Source organism: Massilia sp. 9096 (assembly GCF_000745265.1).
Classification (GTDB): Bacteria; Pseudomonadota; Gammaproteobacteria; order Burkholderiales; family Burkholderiaceae_D; genus Telluria.
Genome location: NZ_JQNN01000001.1, coordinates 201,774 through 224,939 on the forward strand (window position 1 = coordinate 201,774; position 23,166 = coordinate 224,939).

At 65.1% G+C, this 23,166-nt stretch carries 25 protein-coding genes and 1 pseudogene; 18 read left to right on the plus strand and 8 right to left on the minus strand.

What is annotated here, in order from left to right:
• Positions 1-22 precede the first annotated feature (22 nt).
• From alaS to FA90_RS00920, 5 genes are all read left to right on the plus strand, one after another.
• Complete coding sequence (alaS, locus tag FA90_RS00900; RefSeq protein ID WP_036164889.1) at positions 23-2,638, plus strand: alanine--tRNA ligase; 2,616 nt, start codon at positions 23-25, stop codon at positions 2,636-2,638.
• A gap of 210 nt (positions 2,639-2,848) precedes the next feature.
• Positions 2,849-3,106 carry a sulfurtransferase TusA family protein gene (locus tag FA90_RS00905; protein WP_036164892.1) on the plus strand — a complete coding sequence of 86 codons (258 nt, stop codon included), beginning with the start codon at positions 2,849-2,851 and terminating at the stop codon, positions 3,104-3,106.
• A gap of 278 nt (positions 3,107-3,384) precedes the next feature.
• Positions 3,385-4,134, plus strand: a complete 750-nt coding sequence (locus FA90_RS00910; protein ID WP_036164895.1) for an electron transfer flavoprotein subunit beta/FixA family protein — start codon at positions 3,385-3,387, stop codon at positions 4,132-4,134.
• A gap of 22 nt (positions 4,135-4,156) precedes the next feature.
• Entirely contained in the window at positions 4,157-5,089 is a 933-nt protein-coding gene (locus FA90_RS00915) for an electron transfer flavoprotein subunit alpha/FixB family protein (protein WP_036164898.1), read from the plus strand.
• 183 nt (positions 5,090-5,272) lie between these two features.
• Positions 5,273-7,075, plus strand: a complete 1,803-nt coding sequence (locus FA90_RS00920; protein WP_036164902.1) for an acyl-CoA dehydrogenase — start codon at positions 5,273-5,275, stop codon at positions 7,073-7,075.
• 81 nt (positions 7,076-7,156) lie between these two features.
• Here FA90_RS00920 and FA90_RS00925 read toward each other — a convergent pair whose 3' ends face one another.
• Positions 7,157-8,119 carry an IS1595 family transposase gene (locus tag FA90_RS00925; protein WP_036164905.1) on the minus strand — a complete coding sequence of 321 codons (963 nt, stop codon included), beginning with the start codon at positions 8,117-8,119 and terminating at the stop codon, positions 7,157-7,159.
• Between the two features lie 269 nt (positions 8,120-8,388).
• Between FA90_RS00925 and FA90_RS00930 the strand changes: the two genes are divergently transcribed.
• Together FA90_RS00930 and FA90_RS26090 are read left to right on the plus strand one after the other, a co-directional pair.
• A complete protein-coding gene (locus FA90_RS00930) occupies positions 8,389-8,619 on the plus strand; it encodes a hypothetical protein (protein WP_036164907.1) in 231 nt (76 codons plus the stop codon).
• On the plus strand, positions 8,616-8,756 hold the full coding sequence (locus FA90_RS26090) for a hypothetical protein (RefSeq protein WP_156116530.1): 141 nt from the start codon (positions 8,616-8,618) through the stop codon (positions 8,754-8,756). The genes FA90_RS00930 and FA90_RS26090 overlap by 4 nt, the downstream gene beginning before the upstream one ends.
• A 28-nt stretch (positions 8,757-8,784) precedes the next feature.
• On the opposite strand, the gene FA90_RS00935 is transcribed toward FA90_RS26090, so the two are convergent.
• Positions 8,785-9,198, minus strand: coding sequence for an NINE protein (locus tag FA90_RS00935; RefSeq protein WP_036164910.1), 414 nt, complete (start codon positions 9,196-9,198; stop codon positions 8,785-8,787).
• 286 nt (positions 9,199-9,484) lie between these two features.
• Between FA90_RS00935 and rpsP the strand changes: the two genes are divergently transcribed.
• The 11 genes from rpsP (at position 9,485) to FA90_RS00985 (ending at position 18,222) form a co-directional block, all read left to right on the plus strand.
• Complete coding sequence (rpsP, locus tag FA90_RS00940) at positions 9,485-9,733, plus strand: 30S ribosomal protein S16 (protein WP_036164914.1); 249 nt, start codon at positions 9,485-9,487, stop codon at positions 9,731-9,733.
• 17 nt (positions 9,734-9,750) lie between these two features.
• On the plus strand, positions 9,751-10,308 hold the full coding sequence (gene rimM, locus FA90_RS00945) for a ribosome maturation factor RimM (RefSeq protein ID WP_036164917.1): 558 nt from the start codon (positions 9,751-9,753) through the stop codon (positions 10,306-10,308).
• 26 nt (positions 10,309-10,334) lie between these two features.
• Positions 10,335-11,096: a tRNA (guanosine(37)-N1)-methyltransferase TrmD gene (trmD, locus tag FA90_RS00950; RefSeq protein WP_036164920.1), complete on the plus strand. Its 762-nt coding sequence runs from the start codon at positions 10,335-10,337 to the stop codon at positions 11,094-11,096.
• Between the two features lie 84 nt (positions 11,097-11,180).
• On the plus strand, positions 11,181-11,564 hold the full coding sequence (gene rplS / locus FA90_RS00955; protein ID WP_036164923.1) for a 50S ribosomal protein L19: 384 nt from the start codon (positions 11,181-11,183) through the stop codon (positions 11,562-11,564).
• Between the two features lie 90 nt (positions 11,565-11,654).
• Positions 11,655-12,347 carry a CoA pyrophosphatase gene (locus FA90_RS00960; RefSeq protein WP_051971298.1) on the plus strand — a complete coding sequence of 231 codons (693 nt, stop codon included), beginning with the start codon at positions 11,655-11,657 and terminating at the stop codon, positions 12,345-12,347.
• A 147-nt stretch (positions 12,348-12,494) separates the two neighbouring features.
• Positions 12,495-13,454, plus strand: a complete 960-nt coding sequence (locus tag FA90_RS00965) for a CobD/CbiB family protein (RefSeq protein WP_036164930.1) — start codon at positions 12,495-12,497, stop codon at positions 13,452-13,454.
• Positions 13,455-13,584: 130 nt separating this feature from the next.
• The gene (locus tag FA90_RS00970) at positions 13,585-13,941 is read left to right on the plus strand and encodes a DUF3579 domain-containing protein (protein WP_036164932.1); all 357 of its coding nucleotides are present in this window, start codon (positions 13,585-13,587) and stop codon (positions 13,939-13,941) included.
• 106 nt (positions 13,942-14,047) lie between these two features.
• Complete coding sequence (locus FA90_RS25365) at positions 14,048-14,185, plus strand: hypothetical protein (RefSeq protein ID WP_239700469.1); 138 nt, start codon at positions 14,048-14,050, stop codon at positions 14,183-14,185.
• Positions 14,186-14,271: 86 nt separating this feature from the next.
• Positions 14,272-17,025, plus strand: a complete 2,754-nt coding sequence (locus FA90_RS00975; RefSeq protein ID WP_036164934.1) for a pitrilysin family protein — start codon at positions 14,272-14,274, stop codon at positions 17,023-17,025.
• A 140-nt stretch (positions 17,026-17,165) separates the two neighbouring features.
• On the plus strand, positions 17,166-17,948 hold the full coding sequence (locus FA90_RS00980) for an SDR family oxidoreductase (protein WP_036173545.1): 783 nt from the start codon (positions 17,166-17,168) through the stop codon (positions 17,946-17,948).
• A gap of 79 nt (positions 17,949-18,027) precedes the next feature.
• Positions 18,028-18,222 (plus strand): hypothetical protein, encoded by a 195-nt coding sequence (locus FA90_RS00985; RefSeq protein WP_036164936.1) that lies wholly within the window; start codon positions 18,028-18,030, stop codon positions 18,220-18,222.
• A 12-nt stretch (positions 18,223-18,234) separates the two neighbouring features.
• On the opposite strand, the pseudogene FA90_RS00990 reads toward FA90_RS00985, so the two are convergent.
• The 6 genes and pseudogenes from FA90_RS00990 to FA90_RS01015 form a co-directional block, all read right to left on the minus strand.
• Positions 18,235-19,445 (minus strand): annotated as a pseudogene (locus FA90_RS00990) (glycosyltransferase).
• Positions 19,446-19,472: 27 nt separating this feature from the next.
• Positions 19,473-19,796, minus strand: a complete 324-nt coding sequence (locus FA90_RS00995; protein WP_051971299.1) for a hypothetical protein — start codon at positions 19,794-19,796, stop codon at positions 19,473-19,475.
• A 7-nt stretch (positions 19,797-19,803) separates the two neighbouring features.
• Complete coding sequence (locus FA90_RS01000) at positions 19,804-20,106, minus strand: hypothetical protein (RefSeq protein ID WP_197065221.1); 303 nt, start codon at positions 20,104-20,106, stop codon at positions 19,804-19,806.
• An 8-nt stretch (positions 20,107-20,114) separates the two neighbouring features.
• Positions 20,115-21,131 carry an alpha/beta hydrolase gene (locus FA90_RS01005; protein WP_036173552.1) on the minus strand — a complete coding sequence of 339 codons (1,017 nt, stop codon included), beginning with the start codon at positions 21,129-21,131 and terminating at the stop codon, positions 20,115-20,117.
• A gap of 13 nt (positions 21,132-21,144) precedes the next feature.
• Complete coding sequence (locus FA90_RS01010; RefSeq protein ID WP_036164938.1) at positions 21,145-21,885, minus strand: GntR family transcriptional regulator; 741 nt, start codon at positions 21,883-21,885, stop codon at positions 21,145-21,147.
• 115 nt (positions 21,886-22,000) lie between these two features.
• Entirely contained in the window at positions 22,001-23,068 is a 1,068-nt protein-coding gene (locus tag FA90_RS01015) for a flavodoxin family protein (RefSeq protein WP_036164940.1), read from the minus strand.
• Between the last annotated feature and the right edge of the window lie 98 nt (positions 23,069-23,166).

Below are 23,166 nucleotides of genomic sequence, written 5' to 3' on the forward strand. Positions count from 1 at the left end.
TGCCTGATTCCGCCCCTACGACATGAAATCCACCGAAATACGCGAAAAGTTTCTCAAGTTCTTTGAGTCCAAAGGCCATACGATCGTCCGCTCCAGCCCGCTCGTGCCGGGCAACGACCCGACGATGCTGTTGACCAACAGCGGCATGGTGCAGTTCAAGGACGTGTTCCTGGGCCTGGATACGCGTCCGTACAAGCGCGCTACTACCGTGCAGCGCTGCGTGCGCGCCGGCGGCAAGCACAACGACCTGGAAAACGTCGGCTACACCGCGCGTCACCACACTTTCTTCGAAATGCTGGGCAACTTCAGCTTCGGCGATTACTTCAAGCGCGATGCGATCAACTTCGCCTGGGAACTGCTGACCAAGGTCTACCAGCTGCCCGCCGAAAAGCTGACCGTCACCGTCTACTTCGAAGACGACGAAGCCTACGACATCTGGGCCAACGAGATCGGCGTGCCGAAAGAGCGCATCATCCGCATCGGCGACAACAAGGGCGCACGCTACGCATCGGACAATTTCTGGCAGATGGCCGACACCGGCCCGTGCGGCCCGTGCACCGAAATCTTCTACGACCACGGCGCGGACATCTGGGGCGGCCCCCCGGGCTCGGCCGAGGAAGACGGCGACCGCTTCATCGAGATCTGGAACCTGGTGTTCATGCAGTTCAACCGCGACGAAGCCGGCGTCCTGACCCCGCTGCCCAAGCCGTCGATCGACACCGGCATGGGCCTCGAGCGCCTGGCCGCGGTGCTGCAGCACGTGCACAGCAACTATGAGATCGACCTGTTCCAGGCACTGATCAAGGCCGCCGCCCGCGAAACCGGCACCACGGACCTCGAGTCGAAGTCGCTGCGCGTGATCGCGGACCACATCCGCGCATCGAGCTTCCTGATCGTCGACGGCATCATCCCGAGCAGCGAAGGCCACGGCTACGTCCTGCGCCGCATCATCCGCCGCGCGCTGCGTCACGGCCACAAGCTGGGCCAGACCAAGCCGTTTTTCTTCAAGCTGGTCGACGACCTCGATATCGAGATGGGCGACGCCTACCCGGAACTGCGCGAAGCGAAAGAACGCGTCAAGCAGGTGCTGAAGGCCGAGGAAGAGCGTTTCGGCGAAACGCTGGAAAACGGCATGAGGATCCTCGAAGCCCAGCTGGCCAAGGATCCGAACAACCTGGATGGCGCCACCGCCTTCACGCTGTACGACACCTACGGCTTCCCGCTCGACCTGACCGCCGACATCTGCCGCGAGCGCAACGTCACGCTCGATGAAGCCGGCTTCACGGCTGCCATGGAGCAGCAGAAGAAGACGGCCCGGGCCGCCGGCAAGTTCAAGATGGCGGCCGGCGTCGAGTACGCGGGCGAAAAGACCAAGTTCGTCGGCTACGAATCGCTGGTGCATAACACCCACGTGCTGGCCCTGTATGCGGGCGGCGTGTCGGTGCAGGAACTCAAGGCCGGCCAGGACGGCATCGTGGTGCTCGACACCACCCCGTTCTACGCCGAATCGGGCGGCCAGGTCGGCGACAAGGGCGTCATCAAGACCGGCGAAGGCCTGTTCGAAGTCGAAGACACGCTCAAGATCCAGGCCGAAGTGTTCGGCCACCATGGCGTGCTGCAATCGGGCGTGCTCAAGGTCGGCGACACCGTCGACGCCCAGGTGGACGAGGTCAAGCGCGCACGCACGATCCGCAACCACTCGGCGACCCACCTGATGCACAAGGCGCTGCGCGAAGTGCTGGGCGGTCACGTGCAGCAGAAGGGTTCGCTGGTCGATCCGGACAAGACCCGCTTCGACTTTTCGCACAACGCCCCGATGACGCTTGAACAGATCGCCCAGGTCGAAGCCATCGTCAACCGCGAGATCCTGGAAAACCACGCGACCCAGGCCCAGCACATGTCGATGGATGACGCCATCAAGCATGGCGCCATGGCCCTGTTCGGCGAAAAGTACGGCGACACCGTGCGCGTGCTCGACATCGGCTCATCGAAAGAGCTGTGCGGCGGCGTGCACGTGAACCGCACCGGCGACATCGGCCTGTTCAAGATCGTGTCCGAGTCGGGCGTGGCCGCCGGCATCCGCCGCGTCGAAGCCGTGACCGGCGAAGGCGCGCTGGCCCTGGTGCAATCGATCAACCGCAAGCTGAACGAAGCCGCCGGCGCCCTGAAGACCAGCCCGGACGAACTGCCGGGCCGCATCGCCCAGGTGCAGGACCAGGTCAAGTCGCTGGAAAAGGAAATCGCCACACTGAAGTCGAAGCTGGCCGCAGGGCAGGGCGACGAACTGGTGGCCAAGGCCATCGACGTAAACGGCATCAAGGTGCTGGCCGCAACGATGGAAGGCGCCGACGTGGCCGGCCTGCGCGAGACGATGGACAAGCTGAAGGACAAGCTCAAGACCGCCGCGATCGTGCTGGCCTCGGTCGCTGACGGCAAGGTCAGCCTGATCGCCGGCGTGACCGCGGATGCGACGAGCAAGGTGAAAGCCGGCGAGCTGGTCAACTTCGTCGCCAAGCAGGTCGGCGGCAAGGGTGGCGGCCGTCCTGACATGGCGCAAGCCGGCGGTACCGATCCGCAGGCGCTGCCGCAGGCATTGGCCGGCGTGGCGGACTGGGTCGGCGAACGCGTCTCCGCGTAAGTCGATCCTCGCATAGAGGATAGGCCGGGGTAGGTGGCGCAACAGCGTCAACCACTCCGGCCTTTTCAATGTCGTCAAGCTAAGTTTCGGTTGGTCAATAGCTTGCCGTTGTTACAACGCAACATATGTACCATATTTTGGTGCGGCGCGTCATAATCCTGTAATTGGAGTACTATGCGGGCATCTGCCCCACCATTTAGCAGGCAATCGATGAGCGAAACTACAATCGACACCGGCACCATCGAAATCCGCAAGGATCTCGATGCGCGTGGCTTGAACTGCCCGCTGCCGATCCTCAAGGCCAAGAAGGCGCTGGCCGAACTCGCCAGTGGCGAAGTGTTGCGCATCGTCGCAACGGACACCGGTTCGGTGCGCGACTTCCAGGCTTTTGCCAAGCAGACCGGCAATGCGCTGCTGGCGCACACCGTCCTCAACGGCGAATTCACCTTCTGGCTTCGGCGCAAATAAGCGGCCCCAGCACGAGCGTTCGAGCAATCGTTTTACCGCGCCGGCGCAAGACTGGCGTTGCCAACTGATCAAGTAGTGAAACAACACCCGACGGGGCAGCTTCATGGCTGCCCCGTTTGTTTTGTGGCCGCCATGTGGCGTCGCACGATTAGGGGCCTCCCTCTAAAGTAAAACCGCACAGAAATCGCACGATCGTGCTTTAATTCTGTGTTGAAGCAGTTTTGCTCTTATAATTCGGAGCATTTTGGTCAGATTCACTCCATTTTCAAAGGCACACTATGAAAGTCCTGGTACCCGTCAAGCGCGTGGTCGACTATAACGTCAAGGTCCGCGTCAAGTCCGACGGCAGCGGCGTCGATATCGCCAACGTCAAAATGTCGATGAACCCGTTCGACGAGATCGCCGTGGAAGAGGCGACCCGTCTGAAGGAATCCGGCAAGGTGACCGAAGTCGTGGCGGTGACCTGTGGCGTGACCCAGGCCCAGGAAACCCTGCGCACCGCGATGGCGATCGGCGCCGACCGCGGCATCCTGGTCGAGACCGGCCCGGAAATCGAACCGCTGGGCGTGGCCAAGGTGCTCAAGGCCCTGGCCGACAAGGAACAGCCGCAGCTGATCATCCTCGGCAAGCAGGCGATCGACGACGATTCGAACCAGACCGGCCAGATGCTGGCTGCGCTGCTGGGCTGGCCGCAAGCGACCTTCGCTTCGAAAGTCGTGCTGGAAGACGGCAAGGTCACCGTGACACGCGAAGTCGACGGCGGCCTGGAAACCGTGGCGCTGAGCCTGCCGGCCATCGTCACCACCGACCTGCGCCTGAACGAGCCGCGCTACGTCACCCTGCCGAACATCATGAAGGCCAAGAAAAAGCCTCTGGAAAACGTCAAGCCGGAAGACCTGGGCGTCGACGTGGCCCCGCGCCTGAAGACCGTCAAGGTCGCCGAGCCGGCCAAGCGTTCGGCCGGCGTCATGGTGCCGGACGTCGCGACCCTGGTGCAGAAGCTGCGCACCGAAGCCAAGGTCATCTAATAAAGAATATCAAGGACACATCATGGTCGCACTCGTCATTGCAGAACACGACAACGCCACGCTGAAAGGCGTGACCCTGAACACCGTGACCGCGGCCGCCCAGTGCGGCGGCGAAGTTCACATCCTGGTCGCCGGCAGCAATTGCGGCGCCGTCGCCGAGCAAGCCGCCAAGGTCGCCGGCGTTTCGAAAGTGCTGGTCGCCGATGCGCCGCATTTCGCCGATGGCCTGGCCGAAAACGTCGCCGAGCAGATCCTGGCCGTGGCCGCCCCGTACTCGCACATCCTGGCCCCGGCTTCGGCCTTCGGCAAGAACGTGCTGCCGCGCGTGGCCGCCAAGCTGGACGTGGCGCAGATCTCGGAAATCACCAAGGTCGATTCGCCCGATACCTTCGAGCGTCCGATCTACGCCGGCAACGCGATCGCCACCGTGCAATCGACGGATAACGTCAAGGTGATCACCGTGCGCGGCACCGGCTTCGACGCCGCCGCGACCGAGGGTGGTTCGGCTGCGGTGGAAACCGTGGGCGCCGTGGCCGATTCGGGCAAGTCGTCGTTCGTGGGCCGCGAACTGGCCAAGTCGGACCGTCCGGAACTGACCGGCGCCAAGATCGTCGTCTCGGGCGGCCGCGGCATGGGTTCGGGCGACAACTTCAAGATCCTGGAGCCGCTGGCCGACAAGCTGGGCGCCGCCATGGGCGCCTCGCGCGCAGCCGTCGACGCCGGCTACGTGCCGAACGACTGGCAGGTCGGCCAGACCGGCAAGATCGTCGCGCCGACGCTGTACATCGCGGTCGGCATCTCGGGCGCCATCCAGCACCTGGCCGGCATGAAGGATTCCAAGACCATCGTCGCGATCAACAAGGACCCGGAGGCGCCGATCTTCTCGGTGGCCGACTACGGGCTGGTCGGCGACCTGTTCGAGGTCGTCCCGCAGCTGGTCAAGGAACTGGGCTGATCGGCCTCCAGGTGGGTTGCATGCCCGTCCACCTGGGTCAAACATGCCGTTGCCCGGTGTCGCCGGGAGCGGCGTCCGCGCAGGCGGGAATCCATGCCGGCGTGCCATCGCGCGACAAGGGTTTCCGCCTTTTTTGCGCCTTGTGTTTGACGTTTACGTAAACTGAAGAACGAGGAGACCCCCGTGAGCTACAACGCCCCCCTGAAAGACATGCTGTTCGTGATGAACGAATTGGCCAATCTGAACGAGATCAACCAGCTGCCCGGCTGCGAAGATGCGACCCCGGACACCGTCGAGGCGGTGCTGGAAGAAAACGCCAGGTTCTGCGGCGAAGTCATCGCCCCGCTGAACCATCCGGCCGACAAGGCGCCGAGCTTCTGGCACGACGGCCAGGTCACCACTTCCAAGGGCTTCAAGGAAGCCTTCCGCGCCTTTGCCGACGCCGGCTGGCAGGGCGTGCAGCACCCGTCGGAATTCGGCGGCCAGGGCTTGCCCAAGCTGGTCGCGACGCCGTGCATCGAGATGCTGCACGGCGCCAACCTGGCGTTCGCCCTGGTGGCGCTGCTGACCGATGGCGCGATCGAGGCGCTGCTGACCGCCGGCACCGATGAACAAAAGGCGCGCTACATCGAGCCTTTGATCACGGGCCAGTGGACCGGCACCATGAACCTGACCGAGCCGCAAGCCGGTTCCGACCTGGCGGCGGTGCGCACGCGTGCGGTGCCGCAAGGCGATGGCACCTATAAAGTGTTCGGCACCAAGATCTACATCACCTACGGCGAGCACGACATGGCCGAGAACATCATTCACCTGGTGCTGGCGCGCACGCCGGATGCGCCGCCGGGGGTGAAGGGCATCTCGCTGTTCATCGTGCCGAAGTTCATGGTGAACGACGACGGTTCCCTGGGCGAGCGCAACGATGTGCATTGCGTCTCGATCGAGCACAAGCTCGGCATCAAGGCCAGCCCGACCGCGGTGCTGCAGTTCGGCGACGGCGGCGGCGCGATCGGCACCCTGGTCGGCGAAGCAAACCGCGGCCTCGAGTACATGTTCATCATGATGAACGCGGCCCGCTTCGGCGTCGGCATGCAGGGCGTCGGCCTGGCCGAGCGCGCCTACCAGCAAGCCGCCGCTTTTGCCAAGGAGCGCGTGCAGTCGCGCGCGGTCGAAGGCTCGAGCGGCCCGGTGGCGATCATCAACCACCCGGACGTGCGCCGCATGCTGATGTCGATGCGTTCGAAAACGGAAGCCGCGCGCGCGCTCGCGTACGTGGGCGCGTCCCTGTCCGACCTGGCCCACCATCACCCCGACGAGGCGGCGCGCAAGGAAAACCTGGCGCTGTACGAATACCTGGTCCCCATCATCAAGGGCTGGTCGACCGAGATGAGCGAGCAGGTCGCGCGCGACGGCGTGCAGGTGCATGGCGGCATGGGCTTCATCGAGGAGACCGGCGCTGCCCAGCACTACCGCGACGCCAAGATCCTGACCATCTACGAAGGCACGACCGCGATCCAGGCCAACGACCTGGTCGGGCGCAAGACCGTGCGCGACGGCGGCGCGGTGGCCCGGTCGCTGATCGAACAGGTGCGCGCCACCGCGGCGGCGCTGGGCGATGCACAGGGCGGCGCGCATGGGGCCGACCTCGGCGCAATCGGCGCCCAGCTGGAGCAGGGCGCCGCCGCCCTGGCCGCCGTGGTGGAGTTTGTCGTGGCCAACACCAAAGCCGATCCACGCGCCGTGTTCGCCGGCAGCGTGCCGTACCTGAAGCTGGCCGGCATCGTACTGGGCGGCTGGCAGATGGCGCGCGCGGCCCTGGCGGCACGGCGCAAGCTCGATGCCGGCGAAGGCGACGCCGCTTTCTACCGCGCCAAGATCGCCACCGCGCGCTTTTTCGCCGACCACGTGCTGGCGCAGGCGGACGGCTTGCGCCATGCGATCGTGGCGGGCAGCGCAGGCGTGCTGGCGCTGGACGTCGAGCAGTTCTGAGCGGCGCCTGGCGCTGGCGGACGAAGCGGCCTGCGGGCCGCTTTTTTATTGGCTGTGTTCGCGTTAAGTCGACGTTTTAGCCTACCTTGACTGAGCTTGACGTACCGCAGCACACAGCCATTGCGCTGGTGTCTCCAATTCGTGTGCATCGAGTAGCCGCTGCCAGCCGGAATAGTTCGCCAGGTAACGACTGGCGACACCCTTGAAGCGCATCAGCCAGCTTTTGAAACGGCTGTGCCAACCATTGACGTTCTGGAGATGGATCGCGCCGCGTGCACGCCGGCCCGCGCGCAGGTTGACGGGCGCGTGCGTGATCCCGGTCTCGGCGGCGAAGCGGGCATACGCCGCTGCACTGTCGCTGATCAAGAGCACGTCTGGAGAAAGCACGGGTGTCAGGCGCGAGCGCAATTGTGCTGCCGTCACGGGACCGCGGCCGGTATGAAAGTCCAGCGTAAGCCCACTGCGATCGCGCACCACCAGCAGGCAGTCGTGCTCGCGGTTGATGCCGCGCCGGCTGGCCGCGCCGCCGCGTCGCCGGGGCGGACGCGTCAACTGGCGCGCGCCCTTTTGCGATTCGAGGCGATAGGTTTCGTCGGCTTCGACGATCGCCGACAACGTCGACGGCCGATGGCGCGCGGCGCCCGGTCCGAACCGGTGGCGCCAGCGAAAACTCGTGGTTCGGTGCACGCCGGTGTCGCGCGCGGCCTGGCGTACGGTACGCGACTCGAGCATGCACTGGAGATAGGGCAGCCAGCGCTCGCGCTTGCGCAGCCGCGCCAGCGGCGTGCCGGTGAGGGCATTGAAAGAGCGGGCACAGCCGAGGCAGCGAAACCGTTGCAAGCCGCTGGCGCGGCCGCAGCGGTGCAGCCGCACAGCGCTGCAATGCGGACAGGGCCGGCCTGCCGCGGCCGCTTCGACCAGCGCCAGGCACTCGGTCGGGTCGCGGATGCCGGCGATCCAGGCGCGCAATTGCGCCAGCTCGCTGCTGGACAATGTTGCGCCAGAAAGCAGGGCGAACAATTCGCTGAAGGTGGGCCGTTGCATCGTCACTCCCGATGGGCTAACTCGACAATGCGTAAGACTTCGGCAACGCCGTTTGGTTCACTTAACTAACGCGAACACAGCCTTTTTATTGACCGCATGCATCGGTGCCGCCGCATTTTCCCCATCGCTCGTCATCCGGCGAAGTCTCCTCCGGCAAATTGTTGTGCCATGCAGACCGCTTTGCGCGCATGGGCCCGCACTTGAGCTTCCTTAACCTTCCCGCTTACCCGCGATGACTAGAATCGCTCATCTTTGACCGAGGAGCGACGATGTTTTCGATGAAGCCGAGCAGTGTGCTGCAGATGACGATCACTCTGGCGATGCTGTCCGCGCTGGGCGCCTGCGACTACGAGATGCACACGCACGACGGCTCCGGGGTGGTCCACATCGAGACCCACAAGGAAAGGAATTTCACGCTGGCGCAGTTCTTCGCCGGTGGGGCCAGCCCTTGGGCGCGAGCGCGGTCGCCGGCTTGCCGGGCGCCTCGACTTTCTACGTGATCGACAAGGAAAAAGTCACGCGCTTCACCGGCGACCCGGCCACGCTGGAATTGGCGGCGCACCGCGAAATCGTGATCGTCACCGGCATGGCGCCGACCCAGGTGCGGCGCTACGGCTGGAACAATAGCGGCTTGTGACGCGGCTCAGGACGCGCCGTGAAACCGCTCAGCCGAAGGCGCCGCCCGTGAACAGCAGGTCGAACAGGCGCGAGATGGTGGCGATCAGCAGGGTGGCGCCGACCAGCATCGTCAGCACCAGCAGCAGCACCAGCACCCAGTGCGAGCGCGACGCGTGGGCCGTGCCGGCGTTGTAGGCGGCGTCCCATTTCTCGTCCGGTGTCAGGCCGATCACCAGCGCCTCGATGTGGGCGACGATCGTGGACACCAGGATCGGCAGCAGCACCCAGAACGGATTCGGGCCGCGGCCGACCCCGTAGATGATGCCGGCGAGCGGCAGGCTGCAGACATGCAGCAGGCCGAGCCGGTCGACGCTGCCCTTGAGGTAGAAACGGTGCGCGCCGACCGCGCCGAGCAGGAAGGCGAGGGCGGTGGCGAGGGTCTTGTTCTTGTGTCGCTTCATTGATGTCTTGTTCGATGTCTTATGCGCGATGTCGGATGCGGATTGTTGTTGTGTAAAGGGCACGCCAGTATCGGCGAAAACGCCTGGGCTCGCACCTGATTTCGCGTTCCCTGGCAGCGGTGGCCGTGCGAGCAGGTAGCGCTGCGGGATTAAATCAGCGATAATGCGCAATTCGGCCGGACCGCGCGCCCAGGTTTGCTGGTTCGTAGGTTAACGCTTGCCCTCATGCGGCATGGCGCGCTATAATCGCCGGCTTTCTCCGTCCAATACAACTTTTGGAAATATTATGGTCGTTATTCGTTTAGCTCGTGGTGGTGCCAAGAAGCGCCCGTTCTACAACATCGTCGCAACCGATTCGCGCAACCGTCGCGACGGCCGCTTCATCGAGCGCATCGGCTTCTACAACCCGATGGCTTCGGGCGCCGCACAAGGCCTGAGCATCACCGCTGAGCGTCTGGCTTACTGGCAAGGCGTTGGCGCACAGCTGTCGCCGACCGTTGCCCGCCTGGTCGCTTCGCAAAAGGCAGCTGCCTAAGCACAAGGTAAGTCAGTTTGACCGATTCAGCAGACGTACCCGCCGACCTGATCCAGGTCGGCTACATCACCGGCGCCTACGGGCTCCGGGGCGGCATCCGCGTGACGCCGCATTCGACGGACGCGGATGCGCTGCTGAGCGTCAAGACCTGGTGGCTCGACAAGCCGACCCTGCGCCCCGTCCAGGTGCGCATGGCCAAGCAGCACAGCGGGGACATCACCGCGACGCTGGTCGACGTCACCGAACGGGACGTGGCCGAAGCGCTCAAGGGCGCGACGGTGCAGGTATCGCGGGGCGACTTTCCGGCATTGCCGGAAGACGAGTATTACTGGACCGATCTGATCGGTCTGGATGCGGTGAACCTGCAGGGCGAAGCCCTGGGCAAGGTCATCGACATGATGAGCAATGGACCGCAATCGATCCTGCGCATTCTGCCGGCAGTCGAGCCGAGTGCGGACCCGGACGCGCCGGAGGCCAAGGCCGAGGAGCGTCTCGTGCCGTTCGTCGATGCCTTCGTCAAGACGGTCGACCTGCAGCAGAAACGCATTACCCTGGACTGGGGACTCGATTATTGACCCGGTCCGCATGAAGCGAGGTCCCGATGCAGTTTGACGTCGTGAGCTTGTTTCCCGAAATGTTTGCCGCGTTGACGCAGTCCGGGGTGACCCGGCGCGCGCACGAGCAGGGCTTGTGGCAGTTGTCGATCTGGAATCCGCGCGATTTCACGACCGACCGTCATCGTACCGTGGACGATCGCCCTTATGGCGGCGGTCCCGGCATGGTGATGCTGGCCAGGCCGCTCGAAGCGACGATCAATGCGGCAAAGCAGCGCCAGATCGACTTGGGGCTGCCCGCGCCGCGGGTGGTGTTCATGTCGCCGCAAGGCAAACCGCTGACGCACGAACGCGTGATGGCCCTGAAGGACGAGCCCGGTCTCGTCGTCCTGTGCGGCCGTTACGAAGCGGTCGACCAGCGCCTGCTCGACCGCGTCATCGACGAGGAAATCTCGCTCGGCGATTTCGTGCTGTCCGGCGGCGAGTTGCCGGCGATGGCGCTGATGGATGCGGTGGTGCGGCACATCCCCGGCGTATTGGGCGACGATGCCTCGGCGGTCGAAGACTCGTTCGTCGACGGCTTGCTGGATTCGCCGCATTACACGCGTCCGGAAGTCTACGAAGGCGAGGCCGTGCCGCCCGTGCTGATGGGTGGCAACCACGCCGAGATCATGAAGTGGCGCCGCCAGCGACAGCTGGAGGCGACCGCGAAGAAACGGCCTGACCTGCTGGACAAGGCGCGCAGCGCCGGTCTGCTCACCAAGGCCGACGAAAAGTTTTTGGCAAGCCTGGAAGGGCCTGCCATTTAAAGGCGGACGCAAGTCCGCATGTTCAACCCCATCCTCTACCGGGCAACCAGTACAGCGCCGGCAAGATGGCTACAGGAGTCCCAAATGGATCTGATCCAGCAACTCGAGCAAGAAGAAATCGCGCGCCTCGGCCGCAACATCCCTGATTTCGCACCGGGCGACACCGTCGTGGTCAGCGTCAACGTCGTCGAAGGCAACCGCAAGCGCGCCCAGGCATACGAAGGCGTCGTCATCTCGCGTCGTAACCGCGGCCTGAACTCGAACTTCATCGTTCGCAAGATCTCGTCGGGCGAAGGCGTCGAGCGTACTTTCCAGCTGTACTCGCCGCTGATCGCTTCGATCGAAGTCAAGCGTCGTGGTGACGTGCGTCGTGCGAAGCTGTACTACCTGCGTGAGCGTTCGGGCAAATCGGCACGTATCAAAGAAAAACTGCCGAACCGCAAGGTCGCTGCCGCTGCTGCTGAGTAATTGCCGATTCGACGGGCTGGTTCCTGGCAATGGGACTCAAGCTCATCGAGCTCGTTCAGCAAAATGTGGTATGAAAGGGCATCCTCCGGGATGCCTTTTTCTTTTGGAGTCTGTCTTTTGGCAAAACTGCACATCGATCCCCAGCGCTTGCCCGTCGACGCCATCGCGGGCGAACCGGCTTTGTCACACGAACGCCTGAGCCCGGACTGGCTGCGCGAGCGCCTGGCCCGTCCGCCGGCCTGGGAGCCGGAACTGCCGGAAGACTTGCGCGAACGTTTTCCGAACCTGCGCCACGCCGCCGTGCTGGTGCCGATCGTCGAGCGTCCGTTCGGGCTGACGATGCTGCTGACCCAGCGCACCGCGCACCTGAGCGCCCACCCCGGCCAGGTCAGCTTTCCCGGCGGCCGCACGGAAGAGAGCGATGCCTCGCCGGTCGAGACCGCGCTGCGCGAAACCGAGGAAGAGATCGGCCTGGACCGGCGCCACGTCGAGATCATCGGCGCCTTGCCCGAACACGTCACCGCCTCCGGCTACCTGGTCCAGCCGATCGTCGGCCTGGTGCAGCCGCCGTTCGAGCTGACGGCAGAATCGAACGAAGTCGCCGAGATCTTCGAGGTGCCGCTGTCCTTCCTGATGGACGGCATGAACCACCAGCGCATGTCCTTCGAGCTGCCGAACGGCGCCGGGCGGCGCAGCTTTTATGCGATGCCTTACGAGCGCTTCTTCATCTGGGGCGCGACGGCGGGGATGCTGCGCAACCTGTTCCACTTGCTGCGGGCTTGAACAGCGCTGGCGCGCTACCCGCGCGGCGTCGCCAGCGTGCCGGTCACCGGTCCATTGCTTCTCTCGGTCCTCTGCGCTATCGTAGCGGGAAATGAAGTATGGCAATAAAGCAAGCGCGCCCGACGCGCTCGATACCAAGGACCGTGCATGACCTTCTTTTCCATTCTGTGCGCGCTGCTGATCGAACAGCTGAAACCGCTGCGCGCAGATAACCAGATCTACGCCGAGATCAAGCGCTTCGCGATGCGCATCGAGGCCTGGTTCAACGCCGGCCACGCCAGCAACGGCCGGCTCGGCTGGTTCCTCATGGTCGGCGGCCTGATGCTGCCGACCGCGCTGATCTACGGCGTCCTGCTGCACTACGGCTGGGTCTTCGCGGCCTTCGCCTGGAACATCCTGATCGTCTACCTGACGCTGGGTTTCCGCCACTACAGCCACTATTTCACGACGATCCAGTTCGCCCTGAACGCCGGCGACGACGCCACGGCGCGCACCTTGCTGGCCGAGTGGGCCAAGATCGACACCGTCGGCATGGACAGCGGCGAAATCGCACGCCTGGCCGTCGAAAAGTCCTTGATCACGACCCACCGCAATGTATTCGGCGTGTTCTTCTGGTTCCTGATGCCGCTCGGCCCGGCCTGCGCCGTCATGTACCGGGTCTCGGAATACCTCGCGCGCGCGTGGAACGAGCCGGACCACATGCGCAACGAAGCGTTCGGCGAATTCGCCGCGCGCGCGTTTTACTGGATCGACTGGATTCCGGTGCGCCTGACCGCGATCGCCTTTGCCGTGGTCGGCAATTTCGAGGACGCGATCTATGCCTGGCGCAATTTCGCCCATCGCTGGAGCGACGAGTCGAAAGGCATCATCCTGGCCGCCGGCGGCGGCGCCATGGGTGTGCGCCTCGGCACTCCGCTGGAGACCGCATCGCGCTACGTGACCCCGGACGCGGCCACGGTCGACCTGTCCAGCGCCGAGGCCGACGTGCTGCCGGGCGAGGAACCGAGCGTGCGCGCGTTGCAAAGCACCGTCGGCCTGGTCTGGCGCGCACTGTTATTATGGATGCTGCTCCTGCTGCTGCTCTCGGGCGCGGTCTTGCTGGGCTGAACCGCACGGAGACATGCACTTAGTTGTCACTAAGTTCATGTCTCCTAGACAGGTCTCGTCCGCAGGTCTTCTATAAGATATAATACCCAGGTCGTTCTCATCCACGCTTCATGTTTCAGTACGCTGCACTATGGCCGAGTCACCGCAAAACGGGAAGGAACACGCCGACGAGTTCGTCATCCTCGGCGTCACAAGTCAGGGGCGGCAATTCCGCCCGAGCGACTGGGCCGAGCGTCTGTGCGGGGTCATGTCGTGCTTTCGTCCCGAAGGCAGCGGCGGCCGCAATGCCTACATGCAGTTCTCGCCCTACGTCTACCCGACCGTCATGAACGGCGTCAAAGCCGTCGTGGTGAACAACGCGATCAAGAATGTCGAGCCGCTGGCTTACCACTTCGTGGTGAATTTCGCCAAGGACAACGACCTGCAAATCATCGACGACGCCACTGTCGTTCCCCCGCCACCCGGCGACAAGAAACCGGCTGCGTGAGCGGCGCCTGCGTCGCTGATGCCTCCCTAAGCACGACGACTTTGATCTGACACAAACTCCTATCACCTGCCTGCGAAAGCATGATCGTCCGCACACGGAGGTCGAGATGGAAGTCGGGAAACTTTGCACCCTGGACACAGTCTGCTGTACGCGCGACGAAACCGTGCAGGGCGCGGCCCTGCTCATGCACAAGCATCACGTCGGCGACCTGGTCGTGATCGACGAACCCGACGGCGAGCAGTGACGCAAGCCCCGCGGGTAAGCGGGCCCTAAGTCTCGCCATGTCTTCGTCTGTTACCATGTCCTTCAAGACATAACGGACGAAGTCACATGAGCTTGAGGTTTTTCCAGCGCGGCCTGGCCGCCTATGCCGTCGTTACGGCTGTATCCTGCGCAACCTTGACCCAGGCCTGGGCCGGCGACGCGCCCACCGCGCCGCCCACTGCAACGCTCCCCAAAGGCGTCACCCTCGGCCCCTCGGTCGAAGGCATCACCGAATACCGCCTGCCGAACGGCTTGAAAGTGCTGCTGTTCCCGGATTCCTCGCGCCCGACGATCACCGTCAACGTGACTTACCTGGTCGGCTCGCGCTTCGAGAACTACGGCGAAACCGGCATGGCCCACCTGCTCGAGCACATGATGTTCAAGGGTTCGCCCAAGCATCCGGACATCACGCGCCAGTTCCAGGACCGCGGCATGCAGTTCAACGGCACGACGTCGTTCGACCGCACCAACTACTACGAAGTCTTCCAGGCCTCCCAGGACAACCTCGACTGGGCGCTGCAGATGGAAGCCGACCGCATGACCCATTCCTTCATCGCCAAGAAGGATCTCGATTCCGAGATGACGGTCGTGCGCAACGAATACGAAAACGGCGAGAACTCGCCGACGTCGGTCTTGATGAAGCGCATGCAAAGCGTCGCCTACGACTGGCACGCCTACGGCCGCTCGACCATCGGCAACAAGAGCGACATCGAGAACGTCAAGATCAGCAACTTGCAGAACTTCTACCACCAGTATTACCAGCCCGACAACGCGGTGCTGCTGGTGGCGGGCAAGTTCGACGCGAACCAGACCCTGCGCACGATCGGCAAGCTGTTCGGCGCGATCCCGAAACCGACGCGCAAGCTGCCCGAGTTCTGGACCGTCGAGCCGACCCAGGACGGCGACCGCAGCTTCACGGTGCGGCGCCAGGGCGACGTCCAGATCGTCGCGGTGGCGTATCACGTGCCCTCGAGCCTGCACGACGATTCCGACCTGCTCAGCTTCGCCTCGACCATCCTGGGCGATTCGCCCACCGGCCGCCTGCACCACCTGCTGGTCGACAGCGGCAAGGCCAGCGACGTGTTCGCCTTCGGCCAGACCGGCTACGCGCCCGGCCTGCAGTACTTCGGCGCCGTGATCAAGAAGGGCGAGCCGATCGAGCCGGTACGCGCAGCCTTGACCGATGCGGTCGAAAGCTTCGCCAAGAACCCGCCCACGCCGGAGGAAATGGAACGTACCCGGCGCGGCTACCTGAACAGCATCGAACGCAGCCTGGACGATCCGCAGCAGGTCGGCCTGGCGCTGTCCGAAGAGATCGCGCTGGGCGACTGGCGCCTGTTCTTCGTCGGGCGCGACCGCGTCTCGACCATCAAGGCCGACCAGGTCGCGGCGGCGTCGGCGCGCTACTTCAAGCGCGACAACCGCACGACCGGCACCTTCCTGCCGGACGAGAATCCGCAGCGCGCGACCGTGCCGCCGGCCCCGGCAGTCGCCAGCCTGCTCAAGGACTTCAAGCCGCAAGCGTCGAGCTTGAGCGCCGAGGACTTCGATCCGACCCAGGCCAACATCATGAAGCGCACGACCTTGACGACCGCGGGCGGCGTGAAACTGGCGCTGCTGCCCAAGAAAAACCGCGGCCAGACCGTGACGGTCGACCTGCGCCAGCACTTCGGCGACGAGCAGAATCTGTTCGGCAAGGGCGCGCTCCCGGGCCTGACCGCCGCCATGCTGATGCGCGGCACCACCCAGTACAATCGCGTGCAGCTGGCCGACGCCTTCGACAAGCTGAAAATCGCCGGCAGCCTGACGCATTTCCAGACCACGCGCGAAAACCTGCCGGAAGCGCTCAAGCTGGTGGCCCACGTGCTCAAGGAGCCGAGCTTCCCGGCCAACGAATTCGAGCAGCTGCGCCAGCAATCGCTGGTCGGGCTCGACGCCAGCCGCAGCGAGCCGACCACGGTGGCCTCGCGCGCGCTCAACGAACACTTCGATCTGTATCCGAAGGGCGATATCCGTCATGAAACCACGCTCGCGGAAGACGTCGCCGACCTCAAGGGCGCCACGCTCGAGCAGGTGAAAGCCTTCCACCGCGACTTCTACGGCACGGTGCCGGCCGAGATGGCGGTCGTCGGCGACTTCGATGCCGGCACCATCGTGCCGCTGATCGACTCGCTGTTCGGCCAGTGGAAAGCCCCGATGCACGTGGCGCCGGTGACGCGCAAGTTCGCCGACGTCAAGCCGATCCATGAAGTGCTGAACACGCCCGACAAGGAAAACGGCTTTTATACGGCGCGCATGAACCTCGACCTGAACGTCGAAGACCCGGACTATCCGGCGCTGATGCTGGCCGATTACATCTTCGGCGGCGGCGGGCTGAAATCACGCCTGATGGACCGCATCCGCCAGAAGGATGGCCTGTCCTACGGCGGCGGTTCCAACCTGGCGCCGGGCGACATCGACCGCGCCGGCCTGTTCGCGATCAGCGCGATCGCTGCGCCGCAGAACCTGGCCCGGGTCGACGCCGACGTGCGCGAAGAACTGGCGCGCGTGCTCAAGGATGGCTTTACCGCGGCGGAACTCACGGGAGCAAAGTCGGGTCTGATGCAGCAGCGCATCCAGAACCGGGCCGAAGACGGCGCACTGGCGGCCGGCTGGACGTCCTACCTGTATCGCGACCGTACTTTCGAATGGTCGGCCGACTTCGAGCGCCGTTTGATGGCGGTGACGCTGCCGCAGTTGAACGCCGCATTCCGCAAGGCGATCGATCCATCCAGGATGTCGGTCGTGATGGCGGGCGACAAATCGAAGATGAAGCCCTGAAAAGCAACAGATGAGCAACGCCGAGCCCTCGAAAACTGGTCAATGCCCGGTCCTGACGCTATGATGTTGCCTATGAGCAGCATTGCTTTTATGCAGCAAACATTGCGTCGGGATATTGTAAAGGAAGCATGATGAAGGGCATGACCAAGGCAACGCCGAGTGAACCCGCGTTCGCCGGCAAAGTGGCGCTGGTGACCGGCGCCGCGAGCGGGATCGGACGCGCGACGGCGCTGGCGTTCGGGCGCGCCGGCGCCAGCGTCGTCGTGGCGGACACGTCGGTGGACGGCGGCCACATGACGGCGGCGCTGATCGTCGAGGCGGGCGGCAAGGCGCTGTTCGTGAAGACCAACGTGACGGTGGCGGCCGAAGTCGAGGCGCTGGTCGACAAGGCGGTCGCGCACTACGGCCGCATCGATTGCGCGGTCAACGGCGCCGCCACCGAGGAAGAATACCTGCCGCTGGCCGAAGGCGAGGACGAGCAGTTCGACCGCATCATGGGCGTCAACGTCAAGGGCGTCTGGCTGTGCATGCGCGCCCAGCTGCGCCAGATGCTCAAGCAGGAAGGCGGCGGCACGATCGTCAACGTGGCCGACGTTGGCGGCCTGGTCGCCGCCCCCAACCGCGCGATCTATTCGGCGTCCAAGCACGCCGTGGTCGGCCTGACCAAGACCGCGGCCGTGGAATACGCCAAGGATGGCATCCGCATCAACAGCTTGTGCCCGGGCGCCGTGAAAACCCCGCTGCTCGCGCGCATGCTCGAGCGCGAGCCGGGCCGCGACAAGAAGCTCAAGGCCGCGCACCCGATGGGCCGCATCGCCGATGCGTCGGAAGTCGCCAACGCGGCGCTGTGGCTATGCTCGTCGCAGGCCTCGTTCGTCACCGGGCACCAGCTGGCGATCGATGGCGGCTTGACGGCGATCTGAACGTTGACGGTCATTTCCGCCTTTCAATGGTAGGCTGTCAGAAGCCCACTCTTGCATTGCCGGACCGGAGGAACTGCCGATGACCATCAAAGTCTACCGCTATGCGCAGCACGCGCCCGAACAGGACGACACCCTGGCGCATGCCTATGCGACGATGGATTTCATCGTCCTCAACAAGCTGACTGCCGTACCGGACAGCGCAATGGACGTCGATCCGGCGCACGTCGATGCGGACGGGCGCTACCTCGGGCTCAACGGCGGCCAACCCGGCTGATACGGGCGCGGATCAGCGCTGCCCCGGCGTCGGCGCCTGCACGCGCGCCTTCCACTGCCCACCCTTGCCGGTCCAGTAGCGCAGCGCCGAGCCGAACGTCGCGCTCACGTAGAACAGCGCGATCAGCGGCAGCAGCGGCGCCCACAGGAGCGACCTGCGGTAATAGCGCAGCATCGGGGCGTAGGCGATGGCCATCAGCAGCCACGCGGCCCAGGCCGGCCATGCCGGCGCGTGCAGCGCCAGGCCAGCCAGTGCGAACAGCGGCGGCGCCAGGTAGATCACGAACATGCCCACCAGCGTGCCCGCCAGAAGCAATGGCGAATACCGCAATTGCGTGAACGCCGTGCGCGCGATCATGTTCCAGATCTCGCGCCAGGAATCGTAGGGCCGCAGCGACACGCTCGCGTCGGCCAGGTCGAGCCGGATCGGGCGCGCCATCCCTTTGCCGTGGCGATGCTTGATGCGCGCCGCGAGGCTGCAATCGTCGATGAGTTCTTGCCGGATCGATTCGATGCCGCCGGCTTCGACCAGGGCCGCACGCCGCACCAGCATGCAGCCGCCGGCCGCGCCCGCCGTCGCCTTTTTCACGTTGCCGACCCAGGCGAACGGATACAGCTTGGCGAAGAAAAACACGAAAGCCGGGATCAGCGCCTTTTCCCACGGCGAATCGCAGCGCAGGCGCACCATCAGCGACACCAGGTCGCGGTCTTCCAGGATCGTGCGCGCGACCAGCTGGGCGGCGGCGTCGCGCGGATGGTGGATGTCGGCGTCGGTCAGCAGCAGGAAATCGGCCTTCAGGCCGAGCGTCTCGATCGCTTTGATACCCTGCGACTGCGCCCATACCTTGCCCGACCAGCCGGGCGGCAGCGGCTCGGCTTTCAAGACGCTCAGGCGGTCCGCGCGGCCGAGTGCGCGCGCCTCGGCCTGGGCGGCAACGGCGGTACCGTCCGTGCTGTGGTCGTCGACGACGATGACGTGGAAAGGCCCGGATAGTCCTGCGCCAGCAGCGAGCCGACCGCGCGCCCGATGACGTCGGCTTCGTTGCGCGCCGGGACCACCGCCACCAGCGCCGGCCAGGCGCCGCTTCCCGAGGCCGCAGGGCGGCCGACGGCCGCGATGTCAGCCGCAGCCAGCGCCGGCGCCGGCCGCGCGCGCCAGAAGCCGCCGCGGGCGAACAGCAGGACGAGCCAGATCAGGAGGGACAGCCAGGCGATAAGTAGCATGCGATCGAGGTAGCTGGGATGATGCGGTCACTGGACTGTGTCTTTTGCCTTGTCCAGGGCTGCGCTCACTTTACGGTTGTTCGGATAACGCTTGCGCACGACAGCTTCGTCGCGGTCCAGCCGGTCGCATTTCAGGTCGCGCAGCGCTTCACGGATTTCCTTTTTCCGATCGGCGTCGTAGCCTTCCTCGCCGCGCCAATGATTGCAGTCGACGATGCGCCCGATCAGAGCGGCCACGTCCTGCGGCTGGCCTCGCGTCAACGCGTCCACGGCCTCTTGCCCCTGGGCGCCGGACTGCAGCCCGGCGGCGCAGGCGAAAAGGCAGGCGAGCAGACAGGCAGGGCGACGCATCGTTGCCTTATTTCCGGCCCGGCCCCTTGGCCTTGCCCGCCTGTGGCCCGGCCGAGCGCGCCTGCTGCTGGCGTTTCTGCTGGTGCTGCTGGGTCGCGACGCGGTTTTGCTTGGCCTTGAACAGCGCCACCGCGTCCTCGCGCGCGCGCGTGAGGGTGCGCATGTCGGGGTGGTCGTCGTGCGGCGAAAAGTACTCGGCATCCTGGGCGTCGACCACCAGCTTGATGGCGGCCTCGTCCTCGAGGTCGTAGAGCTCGGTGAGCAGGGTGGCGACTTCGTCGAGGTAGGCTTCGTAGGTCAGTTGGGTCATGGGCTTGGTCAGGGTGAAAGTGAGGTGGATGCCAGCGCGGCGATGCGTGCGCCGATCCAGGCGTGCGTGCGCGCGGTGATCCGCTGCGCCATCGGGATCGGGAAGTGGATGACGCCGTGCGGCACCTCGGGCAGCAGGTGCAGCTGGACGTTGACATGCGCGTCGGCGTGCGCGCCGTCGTGGGCGTTGGCCGTGCGCCAGCGCGCCGCCATTTCGATGCTGTCGTCGCGCAGCGGGTCGAGCTGGCCGGCGAACAGCAGCGCGGGCGGCAGGCCGGACAGGTCGCCGAACAGGGGCGAGAGCGGCGCCTGGCGGCGCTCGGCGTCGGTCAAGCCGGGCGTGAGCATGCGCAGGCTTGAGACCATGCCGGGGCCGTGCAGCACCAGCGTGTCGGGGCCGGCGCTGTGCACGCTGGGTGTGCCGGCCAGGTCGTACACGCCGTAGTAGAGCACCGCGCCGGCGATGCGCGCCAGCAGTTCGGGCCAGGCTTTCAGGCGCAGCAGCGTGGCCGCGGCGAGGTGGCCGCCGGCCGATTCGCCGACCAAGAACACCGGCAAGCCGTCGAATCCGCCGAAGCTGTCACCAAGGCCGCCTTGCAACAGCCAGCGCGCCGCCGCCAGGCAATCGTCCATCACGTGCTGGATCGGCGCGCGGGTGGCCAGCCGATAGTCGACCGAGACGACCGCCACGCCGCAGGCCTGCACCAGCGCCATGTTCAGGGCGTCGTTCATGCGCGCATTGCCGATCACCCAGCCGCCGCCGTGGTAGTCCAGCACCACGCCGCGCGGTGCACCGGCCGGGCGCAGTACCCGTACCGGCACGCGCAGGGCGTCCATCGTCGCGGTCATCGATTCGACCTGGATGCCGGCGCGCGCGACCTTGCGGTCGGCATTGAACTGCGACAGCCGCATCAGCGCCTGGATCAGCATCGGCGTGAAGCGGTTGCGGACCTTGAAGCGCGGCGCGTGCGCCAGCTTGCGGTTGAACTCGCGCGACGCCTGCAGGGTGGCCTCATCGATGTCCATGGCGATCTCCATGCTAGACGGCGCTCAGCTCGGCGACGAAATCGTACATGTCGCCGCGGAAGTAGGAGCGGCAGAACTCGACCGCCTGGCCATCGCGCAAAAAGCCGAGGCGCTCGACGCACAGGCCGGCGTCGCCTTCCTTCGATTGCAGCAGCCTGGCCTGCTCGGCGTTGAGCAGCAGGGCCGACAGGCGCTGCAGCGCGCGCACGGGGCGGTGGCCGGACGCTTCCAGCGCCTCGTACATCGAGCTGTCGACCGCGTCCAGCGAGGGCAGGGCAAACGCGGCGATCGTCGCGTATTCGATGCACATCGGCATGTCGTCGGCGTAGCGGATCCGGTTGAAGCGGTACACCGGCGCGCCCGGCGACAGGCGCAGGCGCAGCGCTTCTTCCGGCGTCACGGTGCCTTCGGAGCGCTTGATCCAGACGCTTTTCGGAGTACGGCCGCGTGAGCGCATGTCCTCGGAAAACGAGGTCAGCTTGGCGAAGTTCTTTTCGATGCGGGTGTTGATGAAGTTGCCCGAACCCGGGCGGCGCACCAGCAGGCCTTCCTCGACCAGGCCGTCGATGGCCTTGCGCACGGTGATGCGCGAGATGTCGAGTTCGCTGGCCAGCTGGCGTTCGGCCGGCAGCGCCTCGGCCGGGCCGTACACGCCGCGCTCGATCAGCTCGCGCAGCGCGCGCTGCAGCTGCTGGTACAGCGGCAGGTGGCTGGTGGCGGACAGGTTGTGCATCAGCTGCGCGAGAGGCGACATCGGCGGGAGGGTGGTGGCGTGATCGAGGCGCAGATCATACCAAAAAAGGACCGCCTGCTCCTTGTCGCCCCGGCGCCGGCTTCCGGCACTGGCTTCCGGCGCTGACTTCGGGCTCTTACTTCTTGCGCGGATTGCCCATCCCGCGGTTGGCCGGCAGCGACTTGCCCGAGCGGATGTCGCGCACCGCCGTGCCCACCGCGCGCGCCACGTTGCGCACTTCTTCCTGGAAAGCGGTGTCCTCGTCCAGCGTCTCGTGGCTGTCGGCGTACGAGCCGTAATAGCCGACGAAGCGGTCCAGCTGCGAGGTCGGGCTGGCCGAGATCAGGCCCATCCAGTCGAGCCAGTCGGACAGCGAGCGCCGCGTCGATTCGATGCCGGCCACGTCGCCGTGCACCACCAGGCCGTAGGCGCGGCCGGCCAGGTGCTTCGGATAATCCCAGTTTTCCTCGAGCGCCTTGGCCTCCTCGGCTTTCTTGCCGTGGGTCGAGCTGGGGTCGGGGTTGCCGCCGTCGGCGCAGACCAGGCGGTCGATCATCAGCTTGAGCGTGGCCGGCACCTGGTACCAGTACACCGGGGTCAGGATGATCACGCCATGCGCCGACACCCATTTCTCGTAGATCTCGTTCATCCAGTCGTTGTTCTGGTTGAGCGAGTGGTTCGGGTAGCAGCTGCACGGCCAGTGGCACAGCGGCATGGCGGTCGAGGCGCAGGCCTTGCACGGGTGGATGTGGCGGTCGTAGTCGGAGGTCAGCAGCGAGAGGTCGAGCAGGTCCGGCTCGAAACCCTCGGCCAGCAGCAGTTCCTCGCACAGCTTGGACAGGCGCCAGGTTTTCGAGATCTCGCTCGGGCAGCTGCCGTCGTTGCGCGCCGAAGCGCAGATGATCAGGACGCGGCTCTGGGTGTCGCGGTCCATCTGGCGCGCGGCAGCGGCTTTCAGGCGGTCGCTGGCTTCTTTCCACTCGACCGAGAGATCGTAGTCGGGATCGGCGGCGCCGGGCCCGGCCTTGACGGTGACCGGCGACTTCTCGGAATTGACGTAGTTTTCCCAGGCCACCTGCTCGACCGCGGCGAGTTCCTTGCCGACTTTTTCGAAGCTGGGATTGAAGAAATTGCGCGAGAAAACCAGGCGGAATTCGTCGCGGTTGAGTTTGGCGGGCGCTTGCCCTTTGCGTACGGTGCTCATGCCGGCCTTTCGATAGGGATATCGACCGATTATCGGCCCGGGCATTGGAACAGCGCGTTAGGGAACTAACATTGATAACAAAAAAGCGGTTCAGGCCG

Bases quoted from the DNA above. Each gene is read 5' to 3' on its own strand.
- alaS (WP_036164889.1), top strand. From the start codon at position 23: ATGAAATCCACCGAAATACGCGAAAAGTTTCTCAAGTTCTTTGAGTCC.
- FA90_RS00905 (WP_036164892.1), top strand. From the start codon at position 2,849: ATGAGCGAAACTACAATCGACACCGGCACCATCGAAATCCGCAAGGAT.
- FA90_RS00910 (WP_036164895.1), top strand. From the start codon at position 3,385: ATGAAAGTCCTGGTACCCGTCAAGCGCGTGGTCGACTATAACGTCAAG.
- FA90_RS00915 (WP_036164898.1), top strand. From the start codon at position 4,157: ATGGTCGCACTCGTCATTGCAGAACACGACAACGCCACGCTGAAAGGC.
- FA90_RS00925 (WP_036164905.1), bottom strand. From the start codon at position 8,119: ATGCAACGGCCCACCTTCAGCGAATTGTTCGCCCTGCTTTCTGGCGCA.
- FA90_RS00930 (WP_036164907.1), top strand. From the start codon at position 8,389: ATGTTTTCGATGAAGCCGAGCAGTGTGCTGCAGATGACGATCACTCTG.
- FA90_RS00935 (WP_036164910.1), bottom strand. From the start codon at position 9,198: ATGAAGCGACACAAGAACAAGACCCTCGCCACCGCCCTCGCCTTCCTG.
- rpsP (WP_036164914.1), top strand. From the start codon at position 9,485: ATGGTCGTTATTCGTTTAGCTCGTGGTGGTGCCAAGAAGCGCCCGTTC.
- trmD (WP_036164920.1), top strand. From the start codon at position 10,335: ATGCAGTTTGACGTCGTGAGCTTGTTTCCCGAAATGTTTGCCGCGTTG.
- rplS (WP_036164923.1), top strand. From the start codon at position 11,181: ATGGATCTGATCCAGCAACTCGAGCAAGAAGAAATCGCGCGCCTCGGC.
- FA90_RS00960 (WP_051971298.1), top strand. From the start codon at position 11,655: ATGCCTTTTTCTTTTGGAGTCTGTCTTTTGGCAAAACTGCACATCGAT.
- FA90_RS00965 (WP_036164930.1), top strand. From the start codon at position 12,495: ATGACCTTCTTTTCCATTCTGTGCGCGCTGCTGATCGAACAGCTGAAA.
- FA90_RS00970 (WP_036164932.1), top strand. From the start codon at position 13,585: ATGGCCGAGTCACCGCAAAACGGGAAGGAACACGCCGACGAGTTCGTC.
- FA90_RS25365 (WP_239700469.1), top strand. From the start codon at position 14,048: ATGGAAGTCGGGAAACTTTGCACCCTGGACACAGTCTGCTGTACGCGC.
- FA90_RS00975 (WP_036164934.1), top strand. From the start codon at position 14,272: ATGAGCTTGAGGTTTTTCCAGCGCGGCCTGGCCGCCTATGCCGTCGTT.
- FA90_RS00980 (WP_036173545.1), top strand. From the start codon at position 17,166: ATGACCAAGGCAACGCCGAGTGAACCCGCGTTCGCCGGCAAAGTGGCG.
- FA90_RS00985 (WP_036164936.1), top strand. From the start codon at position 18,028: ATGACCATCAAAGTCTACCGCTATGCGCAGCACGCGCCCGAACAGGAC.
- FA90_RS00995 (WP_051971299.1), bottom strand. From the start codon at position 19,796: ATGCGTCGCCCTGCCTGTCTGCTCGCCTGCCTTTTCGCCTGCGCCGCC.
- FA90_RS01000 (WP_197065221.1), bottom strand. From the start codon at position 20,106: ATGACCCAACTGACCTACGAAGCCTACCTCGACGAAGTCGCCACCCTG.
- FA90_RS01005 (WP_036173552.1), bottom strand. From the start codon at position 21,131: ATGGACATCGATGAGGCCACCCTGCAGGCGTCGCGCGAGTTCAACCGC.
- FA90_RS01010 (WP_036164938.1), bottom strand. From the start codon at position 21,885: ATGTCGCCTCTCGCGCAGCTGATGCACAACCTGTCCGCCACCAGCCAC.
- FA90_RS01015 (WP_036164940.1), bottom strand. From the start codon at position 23,068: ATGAGCACCGTACGCAAAGGGCAAGCGCCCGCCAAACTCAACCGCGAC.